Annotated in this window: 21 protein-coding genes; 10 read left to right on the top strand and 11 right to left on the bottom strand. The window is 73.3% G+C overall.

Translation table 11 applies throughout. The annotated features are described in order from the left end of the window. Window positions 1-18: 18 nt before the first annotated feature. A complete protein-coding gene (locus AC069X_RS20550) occupies window positions 19-1101 on the bottom strand; it encodes a tyrosine-protein phosphatase (protein ID WP_478730034.1) in 1083 nt (360 codons plus the stop codon). Window positions 1102-1680: 579 nt separating this feature from the next. On the opposite strand from AC069X_RS20550, the gene AC069X_RS20545 reads away from it, so the two are divergent. Continuing rightward, a complete protein-coding gene (locus AC069X_RS20545) occupies window positions 1681-2712 on the top strand; it encodes an ADP-ribosylglycohydrolase family protein (protein ID WP_478730033.1) in 1032 nt (343 codons plus the stop codon). A 296-nt stretch (window positions 2713-3008) separates the two neighbouring features. On the opposite strand, the gene AC069X_RS20540 is transcribed toward AC069X_RS20545, so the two are convergent. Further along, on the bottom strand, window positions 3009-3794 hold the full coding sequence (locus AC069X_RS20540) for a hypothetical protein (RefSeq protein ID WP_478730032.1): 786 nt from the start codon (window positions 3792-3794) through the stop codon (window positions 3009-3011). Between the two features lie 114 nt (window positions 3795-3908). Here AC069X_RS20540 and AC069X_RS20535 point away from each other — a divergent pair, with 114 nt between their 5' ends. Together AC069X_RS20535 and AC069X_RS20530 are read left to right on the top strand one after the other, a co-directional pair. Beyond that, window positions 3909-4769, top strand: a complete 861-nt coding sequence (locus AC069X_RS20535; protein ID WP_478730031.1) for an LLM class F420-dependent oxidoreductase — start codon at window positions 3909-3911, stop codon at window positions 4767-4769. Between the two features lie 128 nt (window positions 4770-4897). Continuing rightward, window positions 4898-5380: a hypothetical protein gene (locus AC069X_RS20530; protein ID WP_478730030.1), complete on the top strand. Its 483-nt coding sequence runs from the start codon at window positions 4898-4900 to the stop codon at window positions 5378-5380. A 50-nt stretch (window positions 5381-5430) separates the two neighbouring features. Here the strand turns inward: AC069X_RS20530 and AC069X_RS20525 are convergent, their stop codons facing one another. The 3 genes from AC069X_RS20525 to AC069X_RS20515 form a co-directional block, all read right to left on the bottom strand. Next, window positions 5431-6612, bottom strand: a complete 1182-nt coding sequence (locus AC069X_RS20525) for a DUF4241 domain-containing protein (protein WP_478730029.1) — start codon at window positions 6610-6612, stop codon at window positions 5431-5433. 10 nt (window positions 6613-6622) lie between these two features. Further along, on the bottom strand, window positions 6623-7912 hold the full coding sequence (locus tag AC069X_RS20520; RefSeq protein ID WP_478730028.1) for a DUF4241 domain-containing protein: 1290 nt from the start codon (window positions 7910-7912) through the stop codon (window positions 6623-6625). Window positions 7913-7973: 61 nt separating this feature from the next. Continuing rightward, entirely contained in the window at window positions 7974-8411 is a 438-nt protein-coding gene (locus AC069X_RS20515; RefSeq protein WP_478730027.1) for an ATP-binding protein, read from the bottom strand. Between the two features lie 128 nt (window positions 8412-8539). Here AC069X_RS20515 and AC069X_RS20510 point away from each other — a divergent pair, with 128 nt between their 5' ends. After that, the gene (locus AC069X_RS20510; protein ID WP_478730026.1) at window positions 8540-9379 is read left to right on the top strand and encodes a helix-turn-helix domain-containing protein; all 840 of its coding nucleotides are present in this window, start codon (window positions 8540-8542) and stop codon (window positions 9377-9379) included. Continuing rightward, window positions 9376-9618 carry a DUF397 domain-containing protein gene (locus AC069X_RS20505; protein WP_478730025.1) on the top strand — a complete coding sequence of 81 codons (243 nt, stop codon included), beginning with the start codon at window positions 9376-9378 and terminating at the stop codon, window positions 9616-9618. The genes AC069X_RS20510 and AC069X_RS20505 overlap by 4 nt, the downstream gene beginning before the upstream one ends. On the opposite strand, the gene AC069X_RS20500 is transcribed toward AC069X_RS20505, so the two are convergent. The 3 genes from AC069X_RS20500 to AC069X_RS20490 are packed head-to-tail and all read right to left on the bottom strand — an operon-like array spanning window position 9615 to window position 11809. Beyond that, a complete protein-coding gene (locus tag AC069X_RS20500) occupies window positions 9615-9950 on the bottom strand; it encodes a hypothetical protein (protein WP_478730024.1) in 336 nt (111 codons plus the stop codon). The two genes, AC069X_RS20505 and AC069X_RS20500, sit on opposite strands and share 4 nt — an antisense overlap. A 53-nt stretch (window positions 9951-10003) precedes the next feature. After that, the gene (locus AC069X_RS20495; protein ID WP_478730023.1) at window positions 10004-11089 is read right to left on the bottom strand and encodes a serine hydrolase domain-containing protein; all 1086 of its coding nucleotides are present in this window, start codon (window positions 11087-11089) and stop codon (window positions 10004-10006) included. A 54-nt stretch (window positions 11090-11143) separates the two neighbouring features. Next, entirely contained in the window at window positions 11144-11809 is a 666-nt protein-coding gene (locus AC069X_RS20490) for a DUF4097 family beta strand repeat-containing protein (protein WP_478730022.1), read from the bottom strand. Window positions 11810-12048: 239 nt separating this feature from the next. On the opposite strand from AC069X_RS20490, the gene AC069X_RS20485 reads away from it, so the two are divergent. From AC069X_RS20485 to AC069X_RS20475, 3 genes are all read left to right on the top strand, one after another. Beyond that, a complete protein-coding gene (locus tag AC069X_RS20485) occupies window positions 12049-12774 on the top strand; it encodes a helix-turn-helix domain-containing protein (protein WP_478730021.1) in 726 nt (241 codons plus the stop codon). 88 nt (window positions 12775-12862) lie between these two features. Then, a complete protein-coding gene (locus AC069X_RS20480; protein WP_478730100.1) occupies window positions 12863-13510 on the top strand; it encodes a dihydrofolate reductase family protein in 648 nt (215 codons plus the stop codon). A gap of 54 nt (window positions 13511-13564) precedes the next feature. Beyond that, window positions 13565-13948 carry a VOC family protein gene (locus AC069X_RS20475; RefSeq protein WP_478730020.1) on the top strand — a complete coding sequence of 128 codons (384 nt, stop codon included), beginning with the start codon at window positions 13565-13567 and terminating at the stop codon, window positions 13946-13948. On the opposite strand, the gene AC069X_RS20470 is transcribed toward AC069X_RS20475, so the two are convergent. Then, entirely contained in the window at window positions 13945-14673 is a 729-nt protein-coding gene (locus AC069X_RS20470; RefSeq protein ID WP_478730019.1) for an ArsR/SmtB family transcription factor, read from the bottom strand. The two genes, AC069X_RS20475 and AC069X_RS20470, sit on opposite strands and share 4 nt — an antisense overlap. A gap of 68 nt (window positions 14674-14741) precedes the next feature. Between AC069X_RS20470 and AC069X_RS20465 the strand changes: the two genes are divergently transcribed. After that, the gene (locus AC069X_RS20465) at window positions 14742-15410 is read left to right on the top strand and encodes a flavin reductase family protein (protein WP_478730018.1); all 669 of its coding nucleotides are present in this window, start codon (window positions 14742-14744) and stop codon (window positions 15408-15410) included. Here AC069X_RS20465 and AC069X_RS20460 read toward each other — a convergent pair. Beyond that, window positions 15407-15922: a GNAT family N-acetyltransferase gene (locus AC069X_RS20460; protein WP_478730017.1), complete on the bottom strand. Its 516-nt coding sequence runs from the start codon at window positions 15920-15922 to the stop codon at window positions 15407-15409. The two genes, AC069X_RS20465 and AC069X_RS20460, sit on opposite strands and share 4 nt — an antisense overlap. 78 nt (window positions 15923-16000) lie before the next feature. Here AC069X_RS20460 and AC069X_RS20455 point away from each other — a divergent pair, with 78 nt between their 5' ends. Beyond that, the gene (locus AC069X_RS20455) at window positions 16001-16399 is read left to right on the top strand and encodes a VOC family protein (protein WP_478730016.1); all 399 of its coding nucleotides are present in this window, start codon (window positions 16001-16003) and stop codon (window positions 16397-16399) included. Here AC069X_RS20455 and AC069X_RS20450 read toward each other — a convergent pair. Next, the gene (locus tag AC069X_RS20450) at window positions 16363-16785 is read right to left on the bottom strand and encodes a winged helix-turn-helix transcriptional regulator (RefSeq protein ID WP_478730015.1); all 423 of its coding nucleotides are present in this window, start codon (window positions 16783-16785) and stop codon (window positions 16363-16365) included. The genes AC069X_RS20455 and AC069X_RS20450 overlap by 37 nt on opposite strands. Window positions 16786-16807 lie beyond the last annotated feature (22 nt).

The raw sequence follows: 16807 nt of genomic DNA, 5'->3' as shown, positions 1-16807 counted from the left end.
TGTTCCTCCTGCTCGGTGTCAGCCGACGAGGAGGTCCTTCTTCAGCTCGCGCAGTTCGCGGGGGTCGAGGCCGAGACCGTCCTTGAGGTAGCGGTCGAAGGAGCCGTACTCCGCCTTCACCTCGTCGTAGCCCGCGTTCAGGTACTCGGGGCGGACGTCGAGCAGCGGCTTGTAGACGGCCGCCTGCTGGGCGGGGAGGCGGGAGAGGATCGCGTCGTTGGCGGCCTTGCGGTAGTCGTTGCTGGCCAGGTAGTCGGCCATGACCGTCTCCTGGGGCACGCCGAGGGCGGTGAGCAGCGCGGCGTTCGCCCAGCCCGTGCGGTCCTTGCCGGCGGTGCAGTGGAAGAGCGCGACGCGGCCGCGGTCGCCGCGGATGCCGTCGAGTACCTGCGTGTACGCCTTCTTGCCGCCCTCGCCGCTGACCATGGCCTTCTCCGCGTCGACCATGGCCTTGACGGCCTCGTCGGGGGACTTGGGCAGGGTCTGGAAGGAGCCGGAGCCGGCGAAGACGTCGGCGACGACGTAGGCGGCGCCGGCCGGGACCTTGTCGGCGTCCTTGGTGCGCTCGTCCTGCATGCGCAGGTCGAAGACGGTGCGCACGCGCAGCCGCTCCAGTTTGGCCAGGTCGTTGGCGGTGAGCTTGTTCAGGGCGTCCGAGCGGTAGACCTCGCCCATCTTGACCCACTGGCCGGTGGTGGTGCGGTAGCCGCCCGCGTCGCGGAAGTTGGCGGTGCCCTCCAGCTTGACCAGCCGGTCGGCGAGGCGCAGGCCCTGGCCGTGGTCCGGCTGGAAGTCGAACCACTGGCGGTCGGCGGCGGGCAGCCCGGTGACCACGGCCTGGCCCTTGGCCCCGCCCTTGGCGACGACCTTGCCGTTGGCCTTGACGGTGACGCGCTTGGTGCCCTTGGTGTTCCACTTCAGGCTGTACGAGCCGTCGGCGGCGGCGGTGACGGTGGCCTCGGTGAAGGGGATGGCCGTGCGGTCCCGGTGGCTGCCGAACCACTCCCGGTCGGAGGCGGAGGCGGAGGCGGTGGGGACGACGACCAGGGAGGCGGCGAGAGCGGAGGCGACGGCGGTCGCGGCGAGGAGGGCCTTCTTCATGTCCCCGAGGCTGTGGGCGGCCGGAGAACGCCGGATGAACGAGGTGTGGCCGAAAACGACCGGGGCGAAGGCGAGTGGCAAAACGTGCCACCTATGGGGTGCGGGTGGCCGGAACCATTCGCATTCCGGCCGTTCTCCGGTCACTTACGGGCGACCCGACCGAGCCCTTCCGAATACGACCGGAACTGTCCACTACAGTGCGCGTCCTGAGCCTGGGGGGACGGCATGGACACGACGACGAGCACGGCGGACACCACGACGCACGGCGGCACACCCACACCGGTACCACCCCCGCCCGGTCCACCCACACCGGGCACGCCCCCGCCGGGCACGCCCGCCTTCGAAGCACCCGAGCCGGGGACGCCCGAGCCGGGCACAGCCGAGCCGGGCGCAGCCGGCCCCGGCACGCACGCCCCGGTGCCACCGCCGTTCCGGACGCCCGCGCCGGGGACGCCCGCGTTCGGGACGCCCGAACCCGGCGCACCCTTGCCCGGCCCCCCGGCGCCGGGCGGGCCCGTGCCGGGGTCGGCCTCCGCCGGGGCATCCGCCGCCGCCACTCCCGCATCCGGGACGCTCACGTTGCGCACGCCCGCCGGCGGGCCGCCCGCGCCGCGGGCGGCCGGTGCCGCGTTGTGGGGGCGGGTCGAGCAGCAGGACTTCCGGAGCCGGGTGCGCGGCGCGCTCCTCGGCTCCGCAATCGGCGACGCCCACGGCCGCAGCGGTGCCGTCACCGCCGCCACGCAGCTGACCCTGTTCACCGTCGACGGCCTGATACGGGCCCACGTGCGCCGGGACACCGGCGGCTGGCACCCGCCGACCGACGTCCACCGCGCCTACCGCCGCTGGCACGCCACCCAGCACGACTGGGGCCCCGACGAGCGGCGCCCGGACAACGGCTGGCTCGGCAACGAGGAGTGGCTCTACGTCCGCCGCGAGCCCGCCCGGGCCTGCCTGACCGGCTTCGGCGACGACACCCTCGCCACCCTCGACCAGCCGAAGAACCCCACCGCCCGGGACGCGGCCGCCGCCGTCCGCTCGGCCCCGTTCGGGCTGCTGGTCGGCTGGGAACCCTCGCTGGTCCTCCAGCTCGCCGTCGAGTGCGCCGTCCAGAGCCACGGCCACCCCGCCGCCTACCTGTCCGCCGGAGCCTTCGCCGTGATCGTGCACGGCCTGACCCGGGGCGACTCCCTCGACACCGCCGTACGGCGGACCCTCCCCCTGCTCACCGCCCGCCCCGGCCACGAACCCGTCACCGAGGCCCTGCACCGGGCCCTCGCGGCCGCCACCCGGGGCGAGCCCGGTGCCGACGGCGGAGGCCGTACCGCCGAGGACGCCCTCGCCGTCGCCGTCCAGTGCGCCCTGGTCGCCGAGGACGTCCCGCACGGGCTGCGCCTGGCCGCCACCGGCCACGGCGCCGCCCTGTGCGGGGCCCTCCTCGGCGCCCTGCACGGCGAGACGGCCCTCCCGGCGGCCGGGCTGGCCGGAATGGAGGGCCGGGCCACCCTGCTGGAGCTGGCCGACGACTTCGCCCTGGAGCTGACCCAGGGCGCGGCCCTGCACGGCCCCGCGCTCACCGACTCGGCCTGGCTGACCCGCTACCCCCGCGGCTGACCCCACACCCCCAACCCCGCCGGCGTCCGAACCACGGGGCCCGGGGCGGACCCCACACCCCCAACCCCGCCGACGTCCGAACCACGGGGCCCGGGGCGGAGCCCACACCCCAGCCCCGCCGGCGTCCGAACCACGGGGTCAGGGGCGGAGCCCACACCCCAGCCCCGCCGGCGTTTGAGGCGCGGGGTCAGGGGCGGAGCCCCTGGGAACGGAGGAAGGGCGGGGCGGGGAGCAGCGCCGCAGGCATCCCGCACCCCGCACAGCGGCAGCGGCAGCGGCACCCGCACCGGCACCGCTCACACCGCGGACCGCGGCCACACCCACAGCGCCTCGGCGACCGCCCACACCTCCCCCGCCCCGGTGGCCAGCGCCGTCCCCACCCGGCACTTGCGCCCCTCGACCCCGAGCAGCCACGCGTACGACACCAGCCCCGACGCCGCCGGCACGGCCCCCCGCACCCGCCCGGTCAGCGCCGCGGTCACGGCACCCGCCGGCCCTCCCGCCAGCAGCCGCCCCGCCGCGTTGCCCGGGCAGTCCAGCGCCCCCCACGCCAGCTCCGGCGGCAACAGCCCGTCGCCGTCGAGGAGTCCGGCGTCCGGGGTCCAGGCCGTGGCGACGAGGTCCCGCCCGGGCACCGGCCCGCAGTGCAGCCGCAGCCCCGTCGCCGGGGTCCGGTCCAGCCCGCAGCCGAAGCAGTCGACCTGCCCGTCCGGCGGGTCCGCCCGGTAGGCGTCGGCGGCCTTCGACGCCTCCGCCCAGGAGGGCGCCCGCGGTACCTCCCCGCCCGGCGCGGCCACCGCCGACGCGGCGGCGAGCAGCGCCCCGTCCGCCCCGAGCAGCACGGCCCCGCCGCCCTCGGCGTCCGGATCCAGCCGCACCGCCGTCCCGGTCGGCACGGGCCGCCGGAAGTCCACCCGCACGGCCCCGCCGGCCCCGCCGGCCCCGCCGGCCCCCGCGCCCCCCGCGCCCCCGGCGCTCCCGGGCAGCCGCCCCGCGAGCAGCCCCGCCACGTATCCGCCGAAGGCCACCCCGGGGTAGCCGTGCAAAGCCTCCGGAACGGTGATCGTCTCCACAGAGTCCATGCCGCCCACCCCATCACACCTCACACCCGCCGCGCGGGAGTCCCGTACGCTCTGCCGTCCTCACGCGCGAGCCCGTACCTTGGCCCTCCCGACGTCTCGGAGGTGCCCTCGCCCATGCGGATCGCCACGACCATCTTCCTCACCGACCGCACCGTCTCCCCCACCCGTCTCGCCCGCTCCCTGGAGGAGCGCGGCTTCTCCGGCCTCTACCTCCCCGAGCACACCCACATCCCCGTCAGCCGCGACACCGACGCCCCCATGGGCGGCGAACTCCCCGCCCAGTACGGCCGCACCCTCGACCCCTTCGTCGCCCTCGGCCAGGCCGCCGCCGTCACCGAACGCCTCCGCCTCGGCACCGGGATCACCCTCGTCGCCCAGCACGACCCCATCGGCCTCGCCAAGCAGGTGGCCACCGTGGACCACCTCAGCGGCGGCCGCCTCACCCTCGGCATCGGCTACGGCTGGAACGTGGAGGAGGCAGCCGACCACGGCGTCGACTGGCCCACCCGGCGCGAACGCGTACGGGACCACATGGCGCTGATGCGCGCCCTCTGGTCGCCGGAGCCGACCGCGCACGAAGGCCCGTACGCCTCCGTCCGCGCGAGCTCCGCGTACCCCAAGCCGGTCCAGGCCCCGCGCGAACTCGCCCCCGGAAAGCCCCTGTACGGCCCGCGCACCCTCATCGGCGGGGCCGCCGGCCCGAAGCTCTTCGCCGCGATCGCCGACCACGCCGACGGCTGGCTCCCCATCGGCGGAGGCGGCCTCACCGAGTCCCTGCCGACGCTGCGCCGGGTCTGGGAGGACGCCGGACGCGATCCGAAGGCCCTGCGGGTCGTCCCGTACGCCGTCCAGCCGACGCCCGGCAAGCTCGGCCACTACGCCGAACTGGGCATCGAGGAGGTCGTCCTCCAGCTCCCCTCCGCGCGGGAGGCGGAAGTACTGCGCACCCTGGACGGGTTCGCCCAGTACCTCTGACACGGACGGAACAGCCCCGCACGGAACCGGATCACCCCACCCCGGCGTGTCTGCGGGTGGCCGCCACCTGCCCGGTCGGCTGCTACGTTGGCCCGTCTTTCGATCGATTCGCCCCAGGGGGACTTCCCGTGCACAGCAACCTGCGTATCTCCGTCGCCACCACAGCCGGAGTCGCGGCCCTGCTCACCCTGACCGCCTGCGGCAGCGACAGCAAGCCGACCGACGCCAAGAAGCCGGAAACCGCCGCCTCCGCCCCGTCGGCGGCCACCCCGGCCGCCACCCCCTCCGCGGGCGGCGGCGCGGCGGCGGGCTCGGGCAGCCTCGACGGCGGCTGGATCGCCATGGCGACGCCGGGCAAGGGCGTGGTGCTCACCGTCAAGGGCCAGCGGGCGTTCGTGGTCGAGGCCGCCACCGGCCTGACCTGCGACGGCACCACCAACGGCTCGACCTTCGACCTGAAGTGCCCGACGGGCGCGACCCGTTCGAAGGGCAAGGTCGACTCGCTCGACGCCACCACCCTGAAGGTCACGTGGGAGGGCGCCGGCCAGGACACCTTCCAGAAGAGCGAGCCGGGCAAGCTCCCCTCGCTGCCGGCGCTGCCGAAGTCGTAGTACGCGCGGGCCGGTCCGCCTCCCCACACCCGGGAGGCGGACCGGCCCGGTCAGGCTTCGAGGTCGAGTTCGAAGGCCGTCTGCACGGCCACGCGGACGACCTCCCCGGACGCCGACCGCCCCACCCACACCGGGTACACCCCGTCGCCGCCCGTCGCGAAGACGGCCAGGTCCGCGCCGAGGCTCCCGCCGTCCAGGTGCACGCCGGCGAGGGAATCGGAGAGCCGGCCGTGCTCCGGCGACCCCTGCCACCGGGCCCGCTCCAGCAGGTCCCGCAGCTCCTCCCACGCCCCGGCGTCGCCGAAGGCCCCGCTCGCCGCGTCCGTGCCGAAGCCGAAGGCCTCGCCCTTCCGGAGCCGGATCGTGTCGTCACCCGGCCCGAGCGCCATCTCCCACACGGCCACGGGGTCGTCGCCGATCCGCAGCCGCACGGCCGCCACGTCCTGGTACGACCCCCAGTGCTCCTCCGCCACCTCGACCGAGGCCGCCTCGACCGGGTACGTGCCCGGCGGCACCTCCACCGTGATCCCGGACAGCCCGGCCCCGGTGGCCGGGCAGGCCACGGCCAGCACCCCGCTCGGCACGCGCACGCTCCCGCACGGCACCGGGTCGAGCACCGTCAGCCCGGGGATCTCCGTCCCCGCCCGGAACACCCGGTCGAAGTCGGCGGGCCCGCACAGCCGCGAGGGCTCCCGCCGCCAGCCGGCCGCCTCCGCGTCCGGCAGCGCGCCGGCCCAGTCCGGGAGCGCGTCCGCCACGGGCAGCTCCGGCCAGTCGTCGAAGCCCGGGCGGACCGCCCGGAGGTCCGCGTCGGCCAGCTCCACCTCGGCCTCCAGGGAGTCGCCGCGCATCCCCGCGGGCTGGTGCGAGACCCGCGCCGTGCCGTCGGCGGAGACCACCACCGCCGTCCGGGGGACGTCCACCGCGTACTCCGCCGTGCCCGCGTCCGGATACCGCCGCACGAACAGCCGCCGGACCAGCAGCCGGCCCCCGTCGTCCCGCAGCCGCTGCTCCGCTTCGGCGGTCCCCCGGCCGTGCTCGTCGTACGCCCAGGCGTCGACGAAGCCCGCCTGCCACGCCACCAGCCGCACCCCGAGCGGGACTTCGCGCCCCGGCGCGCGGTACAGCACCGCGTACGGGAGGCCGGCCGTGTCCCGCGCACGCGCCTCGTCGCCGGACAGCTCCCGGCCGGCGGTACGGGACGCCGGGTCCCAGGACTCGGCGTAGGTCACGTACATCCCCTCAGACACCGGCGGCGTCCCCGTCCCGCTCCGGGAGGATCTCGGGCATCCCCTCGACCAGCACCACGACCGCCACCACGTCACCGGCCCCGGAGCGCCCCACCCACACGGGGTAGGTACCGTCCCCGCACGTCGCGAAGGCCATCAGCTCACCGCCGGTGGCCGTGTCCCACGTGCGCTGCATGAACATGGAACCGTCGCCGAGGTCCTCGAACCCGTCGAGGTCGGGCTCTCCCTTGATCAGCCCGCGCTCGAAGAGCCCGATGAGCGCCTCGAAGGCGCCGGCGTCGGCGAAGCAGCCCGTGGCGCCGTCGGTGACGAAGCCCGCTATCTGCCTCTCGATGAAGATCCGGAGGTCGTCGTCCGCGCCGAGGGCCATCTCCCAGGACGCGGCGGGGGTCTCGCTGACGAGCAGCCGGACGGCCGTGGCGGCCGTGGACGTCACCTCTTGGTTCCGCCACTCGCAGTGGTATCGGAACCGGACCCGCGCCTCGTCGAGTACGTACTCCCCCGGCGGTACGGGAACGGTGATCGCCGGGCCCTCGTGGCCGGCGTCGGGACCGGAGACGGCCAGCAGCCCGCTGGGCACCCGCAGGGTGCCGACGCGTTGCGGCTCCACGACGGTCTGCTCGGGGTGGTACCCGTCGGTGACCCGCACCCCGGGCCGGAACAGCTCACCGATCGGCCCGGGCTGCGCGGGCCGCGGGGGCCGCCAGCACCCGGCGGGGGCGTCACCGTGGCCGCCCTCACCCGCCGGCTCGACCACCTCGAACACCGGCGGCTCCGCGAACCCGTGCACCTGCGCCGACAGCAGCGGCCACTCCCCGAAGGCGGGCCGGTCCATCCAGCGCTCGTCCTCCCGGAGCCGGGGCGAGGTCACGTACGAACCCCCGCCCTCACCGCGGCTCTCCTCCGTCCGCCGCCCCCGCCCGTCGGGGAAGAGGTCGACGGTGACGCGCGGGCACTCCCGGTCGAATTCCGCCATCTCCGGGCCGGTGTAGTTCCAGGCGACCGAGTACCGGCGCAGCAGCCGCCCCGGGTCGTCCAGCAGCCGCATGTCCAGGTCGTGGGTGCGGCGGCCCTGGGCGTCGTACACCCACACCCCGACGTAGTGGTCCCGCCAGGAGACGAGCCGGACCTCAAGCGGCGCCTCCCGGCCCGCCGTCCGGTACACCACCACGTACGGCAACCCGGCCGCGTCCCGCTCGCGGGCCTCCCCGGCGGACAGCGGCCGCCAGGGCGCGCACGCCTCCGGGTCCCACGCCTGCGCGTACCCCACCTCGACGACCACGGCGGCTCCTTCTTCGTGTCCTGTTGCCTGTGCAAGGTAGCCGCCCCCTGTGACAGGGGCTCTACCGGGCCAGCTCCGCCCAGACGGTCTTGCCGATGACCCGGTCCATGACGCCCCAGTCCGTCGCGAGGCCTTCCACGATGCGCAGCCCGTACCCCGACTCGGCCTGGTACGCCGGCGGCTGCACGGCGGGCCGGCGGTCCCGGCGGGGGTCGGACACCTCCAGGCGCAGCACGCCGCCGTGGGGGTCGCCGTCCAGCAGGGTCATGCGCAGCTCGAAGTCCCGCCCGATGACGCGGCCGTGGCTGACGGCGTTGGAGGCGAGCTCGGCGACGAGGAGCCCGGCGTCGTCGGAGAGCCGCGTCCCTTCCGGGACACCCCAGTCGTGCAGCGATACGAGGGCCAGCTGCCGGGCGAGGCGGGCGCCGCGGGGGGTGCAGCTGAAACGCTGAGTGAACACGCGTACGAAGGCCTGGGGGTGGCCGGAGGGTGCCGTCATGGCTAGAACGTCCCGCGTGGGCTGGGGAGTTCCCAGCAACGGGACTACTACTGTTGAACTGTAGTAGTCCAGTGACTGGACAAGCGCAGTCACCGACCGTGAGCATGAGTAATCGGGAGGTGACCGTGATGACGGCTGGCGAGGGCGGCGACGGTGACAAGCAGGTGGAACCCGATCCCGACCTGAAGAACTTCGGGGACATGCTCAAGGCGTCCCGCAAACGCGCCGCTCTGACCCAGGAACAGTTCGGGCCGCGGGTCGGCTACTCGGTGCAGTACGTGGCGTCCGTGGAGCAGGGCCGCCGACATCCGTCTGCGAAGTTCGTGAACAAGGCGGAGGAGGTGCTGAACACCTTCGGGGTCATCCAGATCGCGGCGAAACAGATGACGCGGAGGCGCGGGCTGGCCTCGTGGTTCAGGCGGTGGGCGGAGCTGGAAGAGACGGCGGTCGCCCTCAACACGTACGAGTGCAGGTCGATTCCGGGGCTGTTGCAGACCGAGGCCTACGCGCGGGCGCAGATCGAGAACGTCCCGCCCAGGCCCACGGCCCAGGACGCCGAAGACCGGATCACCCTGCGCATGAACCGACAGAAGGTGCTGACGCGTACGCCGTACACGACCTTCAGCTTCATCATCGAGCAGACGGTCATCGAGCGGCAGACGGGCGGCCCGGAGGTGACGCGCAGGCTCATCGACCACTTGCTGAACTGCGCCCAACTGCCCAATGTGGACATCCAGCTCATGCCGACGGTCAGCCCGGAGCACGCCGGCACCGATGGCCCCTTCCGACTCCTCGAATCCGAGGAACACCAGTGGTGGGGGTACACCGAAGGCCAGAAGGCGGGCCAGGTCATCTCCGACCCGAAAGCGGTAAGCGACTTCCACCAGCAGTATGCGAAGCTTCGCATCCAGGCCCTCAACCCTGCGGACAGCACGGGCCTGTTGATGCGATTGCGAGGACTCCTGTGAACAGCTCCCAGCTCCGGTGGTTCAAGAGCAGCTACAGCAGCAGCCAGGGGGACAACTGCGTCGAGGTCGCCCTCTCCTGGCACAAGTCCACCTACAGCAGCAGCCAGGGCGACGACTGCGTCGAGGTCGCCGCCTGCGCCGACACCGTCCACGTCCGGGACTCGAAGCTCACCGCGAGCCCGGAACTGGCGGTCAGCCCCGCCACCTGGACCGCGTTCCTCGGCGGGGTCACCCGCTAGGGCGGCGGGATCGGGCCCGGCGCCGCCACGCCCGGGGCCGGACGCCAGAAGCGCCCGTCAGGCAGGGCCTGGCGGGCGCCGAGGAAGTAGTCGGAGTCGCGCTGGAACCGGACACCCGGCACGGCGCTGCGTACGTGCGCCCAGATCCCCGGTGCCACGCGGTACTCGCCGCACACCATCCAGGGGTCGTCGCCCAGCGCGAAGAGGTGCCTGATCTTCAGGAACTGGTCCCGGGAGAGGGAGACGGACTCGACTATCTCTTCGTCCGTTCCGAATCCGGTCAGATCCCAGACGAGGTTGTACCCGTCCGCGAATGGATAGTCGCTGCTCATCCACATCAAGCTAGGCGGCCCCGACGGGCCGCCGCACCTGCTTTTACGGGGGCTCAGGCGCCGAACACCGCGTCGATCAGCGCGTTCTGGGTCTTCGTGAAGGCCTCGGCCGTCTGCATCAGGTCGAGCTGCGCGTCACTGGCGGTGAGCGAGGCGGTGAGGGTCGTCCTGCCGTCCGCCGAGCTGTACATCAGGGCGCCCCAGCCCCAGAAGCCGCCGTTGTGCGTGTACAGCGTGCCGTGTTCGGTCTCCTGGACGATCAGGCCGAGGCCGTAGGCGAACTTGCTGTGCGGGCTGCGCATCTCGGCGAGGAGTTCGGAGGGCAGGAGCTCGCCGCCCATCAGGGCGGAGAAGAAGGTGTGCAGGTCCCCGGTCGTGGAGATCATGTCGCCGGCCGCGGAGATCCAGGAGGGGTTGGCGCGGGTGACGTCGGCGGTCTTCCACTCCTCGCCGTCCTGGTAGGTGTAGTAGCCGTGGGCGTGCGGCTCGGGGATCTCCGGCGAGGACTCCGGGAGGAAGGTGCCGGTCAGGCCCAGTGGGGTCAGGAGGCGGGCCCGCATTTCCTCGGCGAAGGGGCGGCCGGCGACCTTCTCGACGAGGAGGCGCAGGAGGACGTAGTTGGTGTTGGCGTAGCTCCAGTCCGTTCCCGGCTCGAAGCGGGCCGGCCTGGCCAGGGCGAAGCGGACGAGTTCGTCGGGCGTGTAGGTGTGGAGGAGCTTGTCCACCCATTCCTGTCCCTGCCAGTCGATGCCCGGGGCGATGGTGCCGTCGTCGTAGTACTCGCCGGTGAAGTTGAAGAGGCCGCTGGTGTGCTGGAGCAGCATCCGGACGGTGATGCGGCGGTCGAGGCCGTACTCGGGGAGGTGGTCGTCGGCGGGGGCGTCCAGGGCGATCCTGCCTTCGGCGACCAGCTGGAGGACGAGGGTGGCGGTGAAGGTCTTGGTGTTGCTGCCGATCCGGAAGTGGCCGTCGGCCTGCGGGGCGGCGTCCTGGCCGAGCTCGCGCACGCCGGCGGCGCCGGCCCACTCGCCGTGCCGGTCGTTGACGCGGACGAGCACCCCGGCCCAGGCGTCGGACGCGGCGATCTCCTCGATGGCCTTCCGCAGTTCCGGGCGGTCGGTGTTCGGCGTGACGGACATGGGGTGTGCTCCTTCGGGTCGGTGTGCGTGCGGGGCGGCGGGGTGGGCGGGTGGTCAGGCGGTGCGGGCGTTGATGTCGCCGTAGGAGGTGGTGGCGTGGATGGTGAGGGAGGCGCCGTCACCGGTGTTCCGGAGGGCGTTGCCGATGCGGCCGTAGGAGGTGCCGGCGTCGAGGGAGGCGGCGGTGCCGCGGGCGGCGGTGACGGAGATGTCACCGTGCTCGGTGGCCAGGGTGAGGACGCCGCCGGTGGCCTCGGCGATGGTCAGGTCGCCCTTCTGGAGGCGGATGTCGGCGGAGCCGGCCAGGCGGCCGATGGTGACGTCGCCGGCGGCGAGGGCGAGGCGGACGCCGGCGGTCTCGTCGAGGCTGACGGTGCCGTGGGCGCTGTCGAGGGTGACGTCGCCGAGGCGGCCGGTGGCACGGAAGTCGGCGCTGGCGGTCTTGGCCTCGATGTGCGAGCCGGCGGGCAGGTGGACGGTGACCGCGACGGAGCCGGAGGCGCCGAGGGCCTCGTTCTTGGAGGGGGTCAGGATCCGCAGGACACCGTTCCGGAGGTCGACGGTGGTGCGCTCGGCGGCCTTCACGTCGCGGCTCTTGCCGGCGTCGGCGGGGAGGACCTCGACCGTGGTGTCGGCGCGGTCGGCGGCGATGAAGCGGAGGGTGCCGGCGGGGACGTCGAGGACGGCGGCGATCGCGGCGGGGGTGGCGAAGTTCGGCATCGTTTCGTTCCTTCGGGTTCGTTGCTCGCTGTTTCCGATGACCTGAACGCTACGTCGCGTTCAAGAGTTGGGCAACGCATTCGTTGCGCACAATCGCCATACATGCAGGTCAGACACTGGATATCGTTGCACCGCGCCTGAATCTAACGCAACGCCAGCTACGAAAACGTTGCAACGGATTGAATCTGAACGCTACGCTGGGGCCACAGCGAACAACGGGACGCACGAAGGAGACCGCGATGCCGGGAGGCAGGCTCACCCCGCAGGAACGCCAGCAGATCGCGCTGGGAGTGGCCGACGGCCTCGCCTACGCCGAGATCGCCAGGCGGCTCGACCGCCCCACCTCGACGATCACGCGCGAGGTGATGCGCAACGGCGGACCCGCCGGCTACCGCGCCGACCTCGCACAGCGCGCCACCGAACACCGCACCCACCGCCGCAAGCCGGCCACCGCGCCCCGCGGCCCGCAGACGGCCCCCCAGGTCCACGGCCGCGACCCGGAGGCGGTGCGCGCGTACGAGGAGATGTTCACGACCGTCCTCATGCAGTCGGGCCTGCCCAAGATGACCGCCCGCGTGCTGGTCTGCCTCTACACCGCCGACACCGGCACCCTCACCGCGTCCGAACTCGTCCAGCGCCTCCAGGTCAGCCCGGGCTCCGTCTCGAAGGCGGTCGCCCTGCTCGAAGGCCAGGGCCTCATCCGCCGGGAACGCGACGAACGCCGCCGCGAGCGCTACATCGTCGACGACGACGTCTGGTACGAGTCGATGATGGCCAGCGCCCGGTCCACGGCCCTGCTCGCCGAGACCGCGCGCAAGGGCGTCGGCGTCCTCGGCCGCAACACCCCGGCCGCCACCCGCCTGGAGAACATCGGCCGGTTCGTCGACTTCGTCTCCGAAAGCATCATCCGCGCGGCCGACCAGGCCCGCGAGGTCCTCCACACGAAGCCCGGACCGATGCCGTAAGGGCGAACGGCCCGGCCGGCGGGCGATGAGTCTCCCGGCCGGGGGCAGTCTCCATCGTCGTAGGACGACAGCGGAGGAGGAAACCGTGGTGCAGCAGCTGCTGAGAGTGCAGAACTTCAACGTCTCGCGGGACGGCTTCGGCGCCGGTGACGGCCAGAGCCTGGAACGGCCCTTCGGGCACGCCGACCCGGGGACGATGTTCGCCTGGGCCGGCGCCACCGCCAACTGGCCCAACCGCACCGACCCCGGCGGCAGCCGCGGCCTCGACGACTACTTCACCCGGGACTTCGCGAACAACATCGGTGCCGAGATCATGGGCCGCAACAAGTTCGGCCCCCAGCGCGGCCCCTGGCAGGACCACGACTGGCAGGGCTGGTGGGGCGAGGAGCCGCCGTTCCACACCCCGGTGTTCGTGATGACCCACCACGAACGGCCCTCCTTCACCCTCTCCGACACGACGTTCCACTTCGTCTCCGCCGACCCGGCCACGGTCCTCGCGCGGGCGAAGGAGGCGGCGCGGGGCAAGGACGTACGCCTCGGCGGGGGAGCCGCCACCATCCGGGAGTTCCTCGACGCCGGACTCGTCGACACCCTGCACGTGGCGGTCTCGCCCCACGTCGAGCTCGGCTCCGGTTCACGGCTGTGGAAGTCCCCGGACGAGCTGCTCGACCGGTTCCGCCTGGAGGTCGTCCCCAGCGCGAGCGGAGTGGTCCACCACCTCTTCTGGCGCAGGTGACTTCTCCGGGCGGGCGTCGTGGACACCGGCCGGGCCGTGATCGATAGTGCGGCCATGGCTTCTCTCGTACGACACGTGACCATCGACTGCTCCGACCCCTACGACCTGGCCCGGTTCTGGATCGCCGCACTCGACGGCAAGCTCGGCGAAGACGACTTCCCCGGCGACCCCGAGGTGCTCGTCGAAACCGACGGTGCCGGGCTGCTGTTCATCCGCGTGCCCGAGGGCAAGACGGTGAAGAACCGGGTGCACCTGGACCTCCAGCCGCAGGACCGCACCCGGGACGAGGAGGTGGAACGCCTCGTCGCACTCGGCGCCACCATCGCCGGCGACCACCGCAAGCCCGACGGCACGGGCTGGGTGACCATGGCCGACCCGGAAGGCAACGAGTTCTGCGTGGAACGCAGCGCGGCCGAGCGGGGCGGGGCCGAGGCCTAGGGGGGTGGGTCGGTAACGGACCAGTCGTCGGACGGGCCGAGGTGGTCCCGGAGGGCGCGCCGGCCGGTGTCGGTGAGAACGACGGCGCGGCCGGTGCCGATCCGAGTGATCCAGTCGGAGTCGAAGGCATGCCGGCACACGGCGGCACCGACGGTGCCGGCCAGGTGGGGGCGGCGTTCCGTCCAGTCCAGGCATGAGCGGACAGGCGGACGTCGCTTGTCGGGCGGAAGGGTGATGCCGAGCTCGTCCAGCCAGGCGGTCCCGTTGCCGGTGAGCGTCAGTCCACGCTCCCAGTCGAGTAGTCCCCGATCGGTCATGGCCGTGGTGATCGCGACCCCGAGGGCGCCGGCGAGGTGGTCGTAGCAAGTGCGGGCGCGGGCCAGCGCCCGGCTGCGGTTGACAGCCGGCAGTGAGTGGGGCGGGGTGGCTCGTAGAGGCGCCATCGAGGCAAGGTTCTCGACCAGTTCCGCCGTGGCGGGATCGGCCAGGCGAACGTAGCGATGACGGCCCTGACGCTCCTGTGCCAGCAATCCTCCGGCGACAAGGAGGTTCAAGTGCTCAGTCGCGGTCGAGGCGGCCACCCCGGCATGGCGGGCCAACTCGGTCGCGGTCCAGGCCCGGCCGTCCAGCAGCGCGAGGCAGAACCCTGCGCGGGTGTTGTCGGCCAGGAGACCGGCCAGGGCGGCCAGGTCCGGGCCTTCGGCATGGGCGTCACGGTTGTTCATCACCGTCCATCATCCACCGGGGATCCTTCGGCGCGCGCCGAAGCTTCTCCGCCCTACCGTCGGGTCCCGTGAACACCCTGACGCCGGACAGCGCGCCCGCCGACACCTTGGCGGACCATGTGACCATCACACCGAGCATCCTGTACTTCGGAACACCCGTCGTGCTGCTCTCCACGGAGAACGAGGACGGCTCCTTCAATCTCGCGCCGATCTCCTCGGCCTGGGCACTGGGCCAGGTGGTCGTCCTGGGTGTGGGGGTCGAGGGGCAGACCGCGCACAACCTCCGCAGCCGGCCCGAGCTCGTGATCAACCTGCCCGCGCCGACCCAGTGGCCGGCGGTGGAACAGCTCGCGCCGCTCACCGGGCGCACCCCCGTGCCCGTGGACAAGCAGGGCGCCTTCCGATCCGAGCGGGACAAGTTCGCGGCCGCCGGGCTGCGGCCTGAGCCCTCCGCGCTGGTCCGGCCGCCCCGGGTCGCCGAATGCCCCCTGCAACTGGAGGCCCGTGCCGCCCGGGTCCAGCCCGACGTCTCCGGCGTGTTCCTCATCGTCGAAGCCCAGGTGCTCAAGGTCCACGCCGATCCGCGCATCGTCGTCCCCGGCTCTCAGCACGTCGACCCGGCCAGGTGGAGCCCGCTGATCTACAACTTCCGCCACTACCACGGACTCGGCCCCGAGCTCGGCCACAGCTTCCGTTCCCGGACACCCCGCTCACCCGTTACCAGGACACGCTCCTAGTCCCGCAGCTCCCACCGGACCTCGCCGTCCTGGTACCGGTCGGTGGGGGCCAGGCCGGCCGCGGCGGCGACGGCGGCCGACGCCCGGTGGCCGGGGTGGACGTGCGCGACCACCGTCCGCGCCCGGTCCTCGCGCAGCCAGGCGACGAGTCCTGCGGCCGCCTCGCTCGCGATCCCCCGGCCCTGCCAGGGGGTCCCCACCACCCAGGACACCTCGGCGGTGCCGTCGCCGACCGTCGCCTGGACGGTGCCTGCCAGGCAGCCGGTCTCCCGCAGCCGCACCACCCAGTTGCACCAGGAGACGGCCGGATCAGGCGATCCGGCGGCCCAGCGCACGTACCGCGCGCGCAGCTCCGCGACGGACTCGGGGGCACCGCCGGTGAAGGCGTGCAGGGCGGGATCGGCCAGCACGACGGCCATTTCCTCGGCGTGCTCCACCCTCAGGGGCAGCAGGTCGAGCCGGTCGGTACGGATGCTCTCGGGGATGATCACCCTGCCGAGTATGCCGAGCATGCCGAGCGGGCCGAGTGCGCGGGGACCGGGGCGAGGCGGACATGGCCCGCCCGCACCGTACACACGTACGCTCCCCCCATGATCAACTCACAGACCCACATCCGCGTCGCCCGTCCCTCCCGCGACCTGGCGGCCGTCGAGCGGTTCTACGTCGACGGGCTCGGCCTCGACGTCCTGTGGCGGAGCCGGAAGGACGGGCCCGGGGAGCACGACCTGCTGATGGTCGGTCCGGCCGACGGCGGCTGGCACTTCGAGCTGACCCTCGACCCCGACAACCCGGTCGAGCCCTCCCCCACCGTCGACGACCTGTTCGTCGTCTACCTCGGGCAGACCCCCGACGAGGAGTTCGTACGCCGCCTCGTCGACTGCGGCGGGACCCGGGTGCCCTCGCACAACCCGTACTGGGACGAGTTCGGCGTCACGGTCGCCGACCCCGACGGCTACCGGCTCGTGCTCTGCTCCCGCACCTGGGGCTGAGCCGGCCCGGCCTGCGACGCCCGGGCGGCCGCCATGCCCGCTTCCCGGGCGTCGATCAGCTCGTCCCAGTGCTCCCGCGTCCACTCGCACGCCGCGTCCAACGGCCCCAGCAGGCCGCGGCCGAGCGGGGTGAGGGCGTAGCCGCCCGGCTCCGCCCGTACGACGAAGCCGTCGCGCTCCAGCCCGCGCAGGGACTGCGTCAGGGACTTGGCGGTGATCCCCCGCAGCGGGACCTTGAGCTCCGAGAAGCGGCGTGGACCGCCCTCCAGGCAGCGCAGGATCAGCGCGGCCCACTTGTCGCCGACGCGGAACGGCGCCAGCGTCGAGGGGCAGACGGGGTCGAACATCTCGGGGTCCAGGGGCGGCTGCGGCTGCGGCTGCGTCATGATCGCCACCGTAGGCCGGTAT

The organism is Streptomyces sp. NPDC043896 (assembly GCF_056435605.1).
This window is presented reverse-complemented; position numbering and strand designations above follow the sequence as displayed.

Coding starts and splice junctions, on each gene's coding strand:
- AC069X_RS20550 (WP_478730034.1), bottom strand. CDS start 1,101: ATGAAGAAGGCCCTCCTCGCCGCGACCGCCGTCGCCTCCGCTCTCGCC.
- AC069X_RS20540 (WP_478730032.1), bottom strand. CDS start 3,794: ATGGACTCTGTGGAGACGATCACCGTTCCGGAGGCTTTGCACGGCTAC.
- AC069X_RS20535 (WP_478730031.1), top strand. CDS start 3,909: ATGCGGATCGCCACGACCATCTTCCTCACCGACCGCACCGTCTCCCCC.
- AC069X_RS20515 (WP_478730027.1), bottom strand. CDS start 8,411: ATGACGGCACCCTCCGGCCACCCCCAGGCCTTCGTACGCGTGTTCACT.
- AC069X_RS20510 (WP_478730026.1), top strand. CDS start 8,540: ATGACGGCTGGCGAGGGCGGCGACGGTGACAAGCAGGTGGAACCCGAT.
- AC069X_RS20500 (WP_478730024.1), bottom strand. CDS start 9,950: ATGAGCAGCGACTATCCATTCGCGGACGGGTACAACCTCGTCTGGGAT.
- AC069X_RS20495 (WP_478730023.1), bottom strand. CDS start 11,089: ATGTCCGTCACGCCGAACACCGACCGCCCGGAACTGCGGAAGGCCATC.
- AC069X_RS20490 (WP_478730022.1), bottom strand. CDS start 11,809: ATGCCGAACTTCGCCACCCCCGCCGCGATCGCCGCCGTCCTCGACGTC.
- AC069X_RS20485 (WP_478730021.1), top strand. CDS start 12,049: ATGCCGGGAGGCAGGCTCACCCCGCAGGAACGCCAGCAGATCGCGCTG.
- AC069X_RS20475 (WP_478730020.1), top strand. CDS start 13,565: ATGGCTTCTCTCGTACGACACGTGACCATCGACTGCTCCGACCCCTAC.
- AC069X_RS20470 (WP_478730019.1), bottom strand. CDS start 14,673: ATGAACAACCGTGACGCCCATGCCGAAGGCCCGGACCTGGCCGCCCTG.
- AC069X_RS20460 (WP_478730017.1), bottom strand. CDS start 15,922: ATGCTCGGCATACTCGGCAGGGTGATCATCCCCGAGAGCATCCGTACC.
- AC069X_RS20455 (WP_478730016.1), top strand. CDS start 16,001: ATGATCAACTCACAGACCCACATCCGCGTCGCCCGTCCCTCCCGCGAC.
- AC069X_RS20450 (WP_478730015.1), bottom strand. CDS start 16,785: ATGACGCAGCCGCAGCCGCAGCCGCCCCTGGACCCCGAGATGTTCGAC.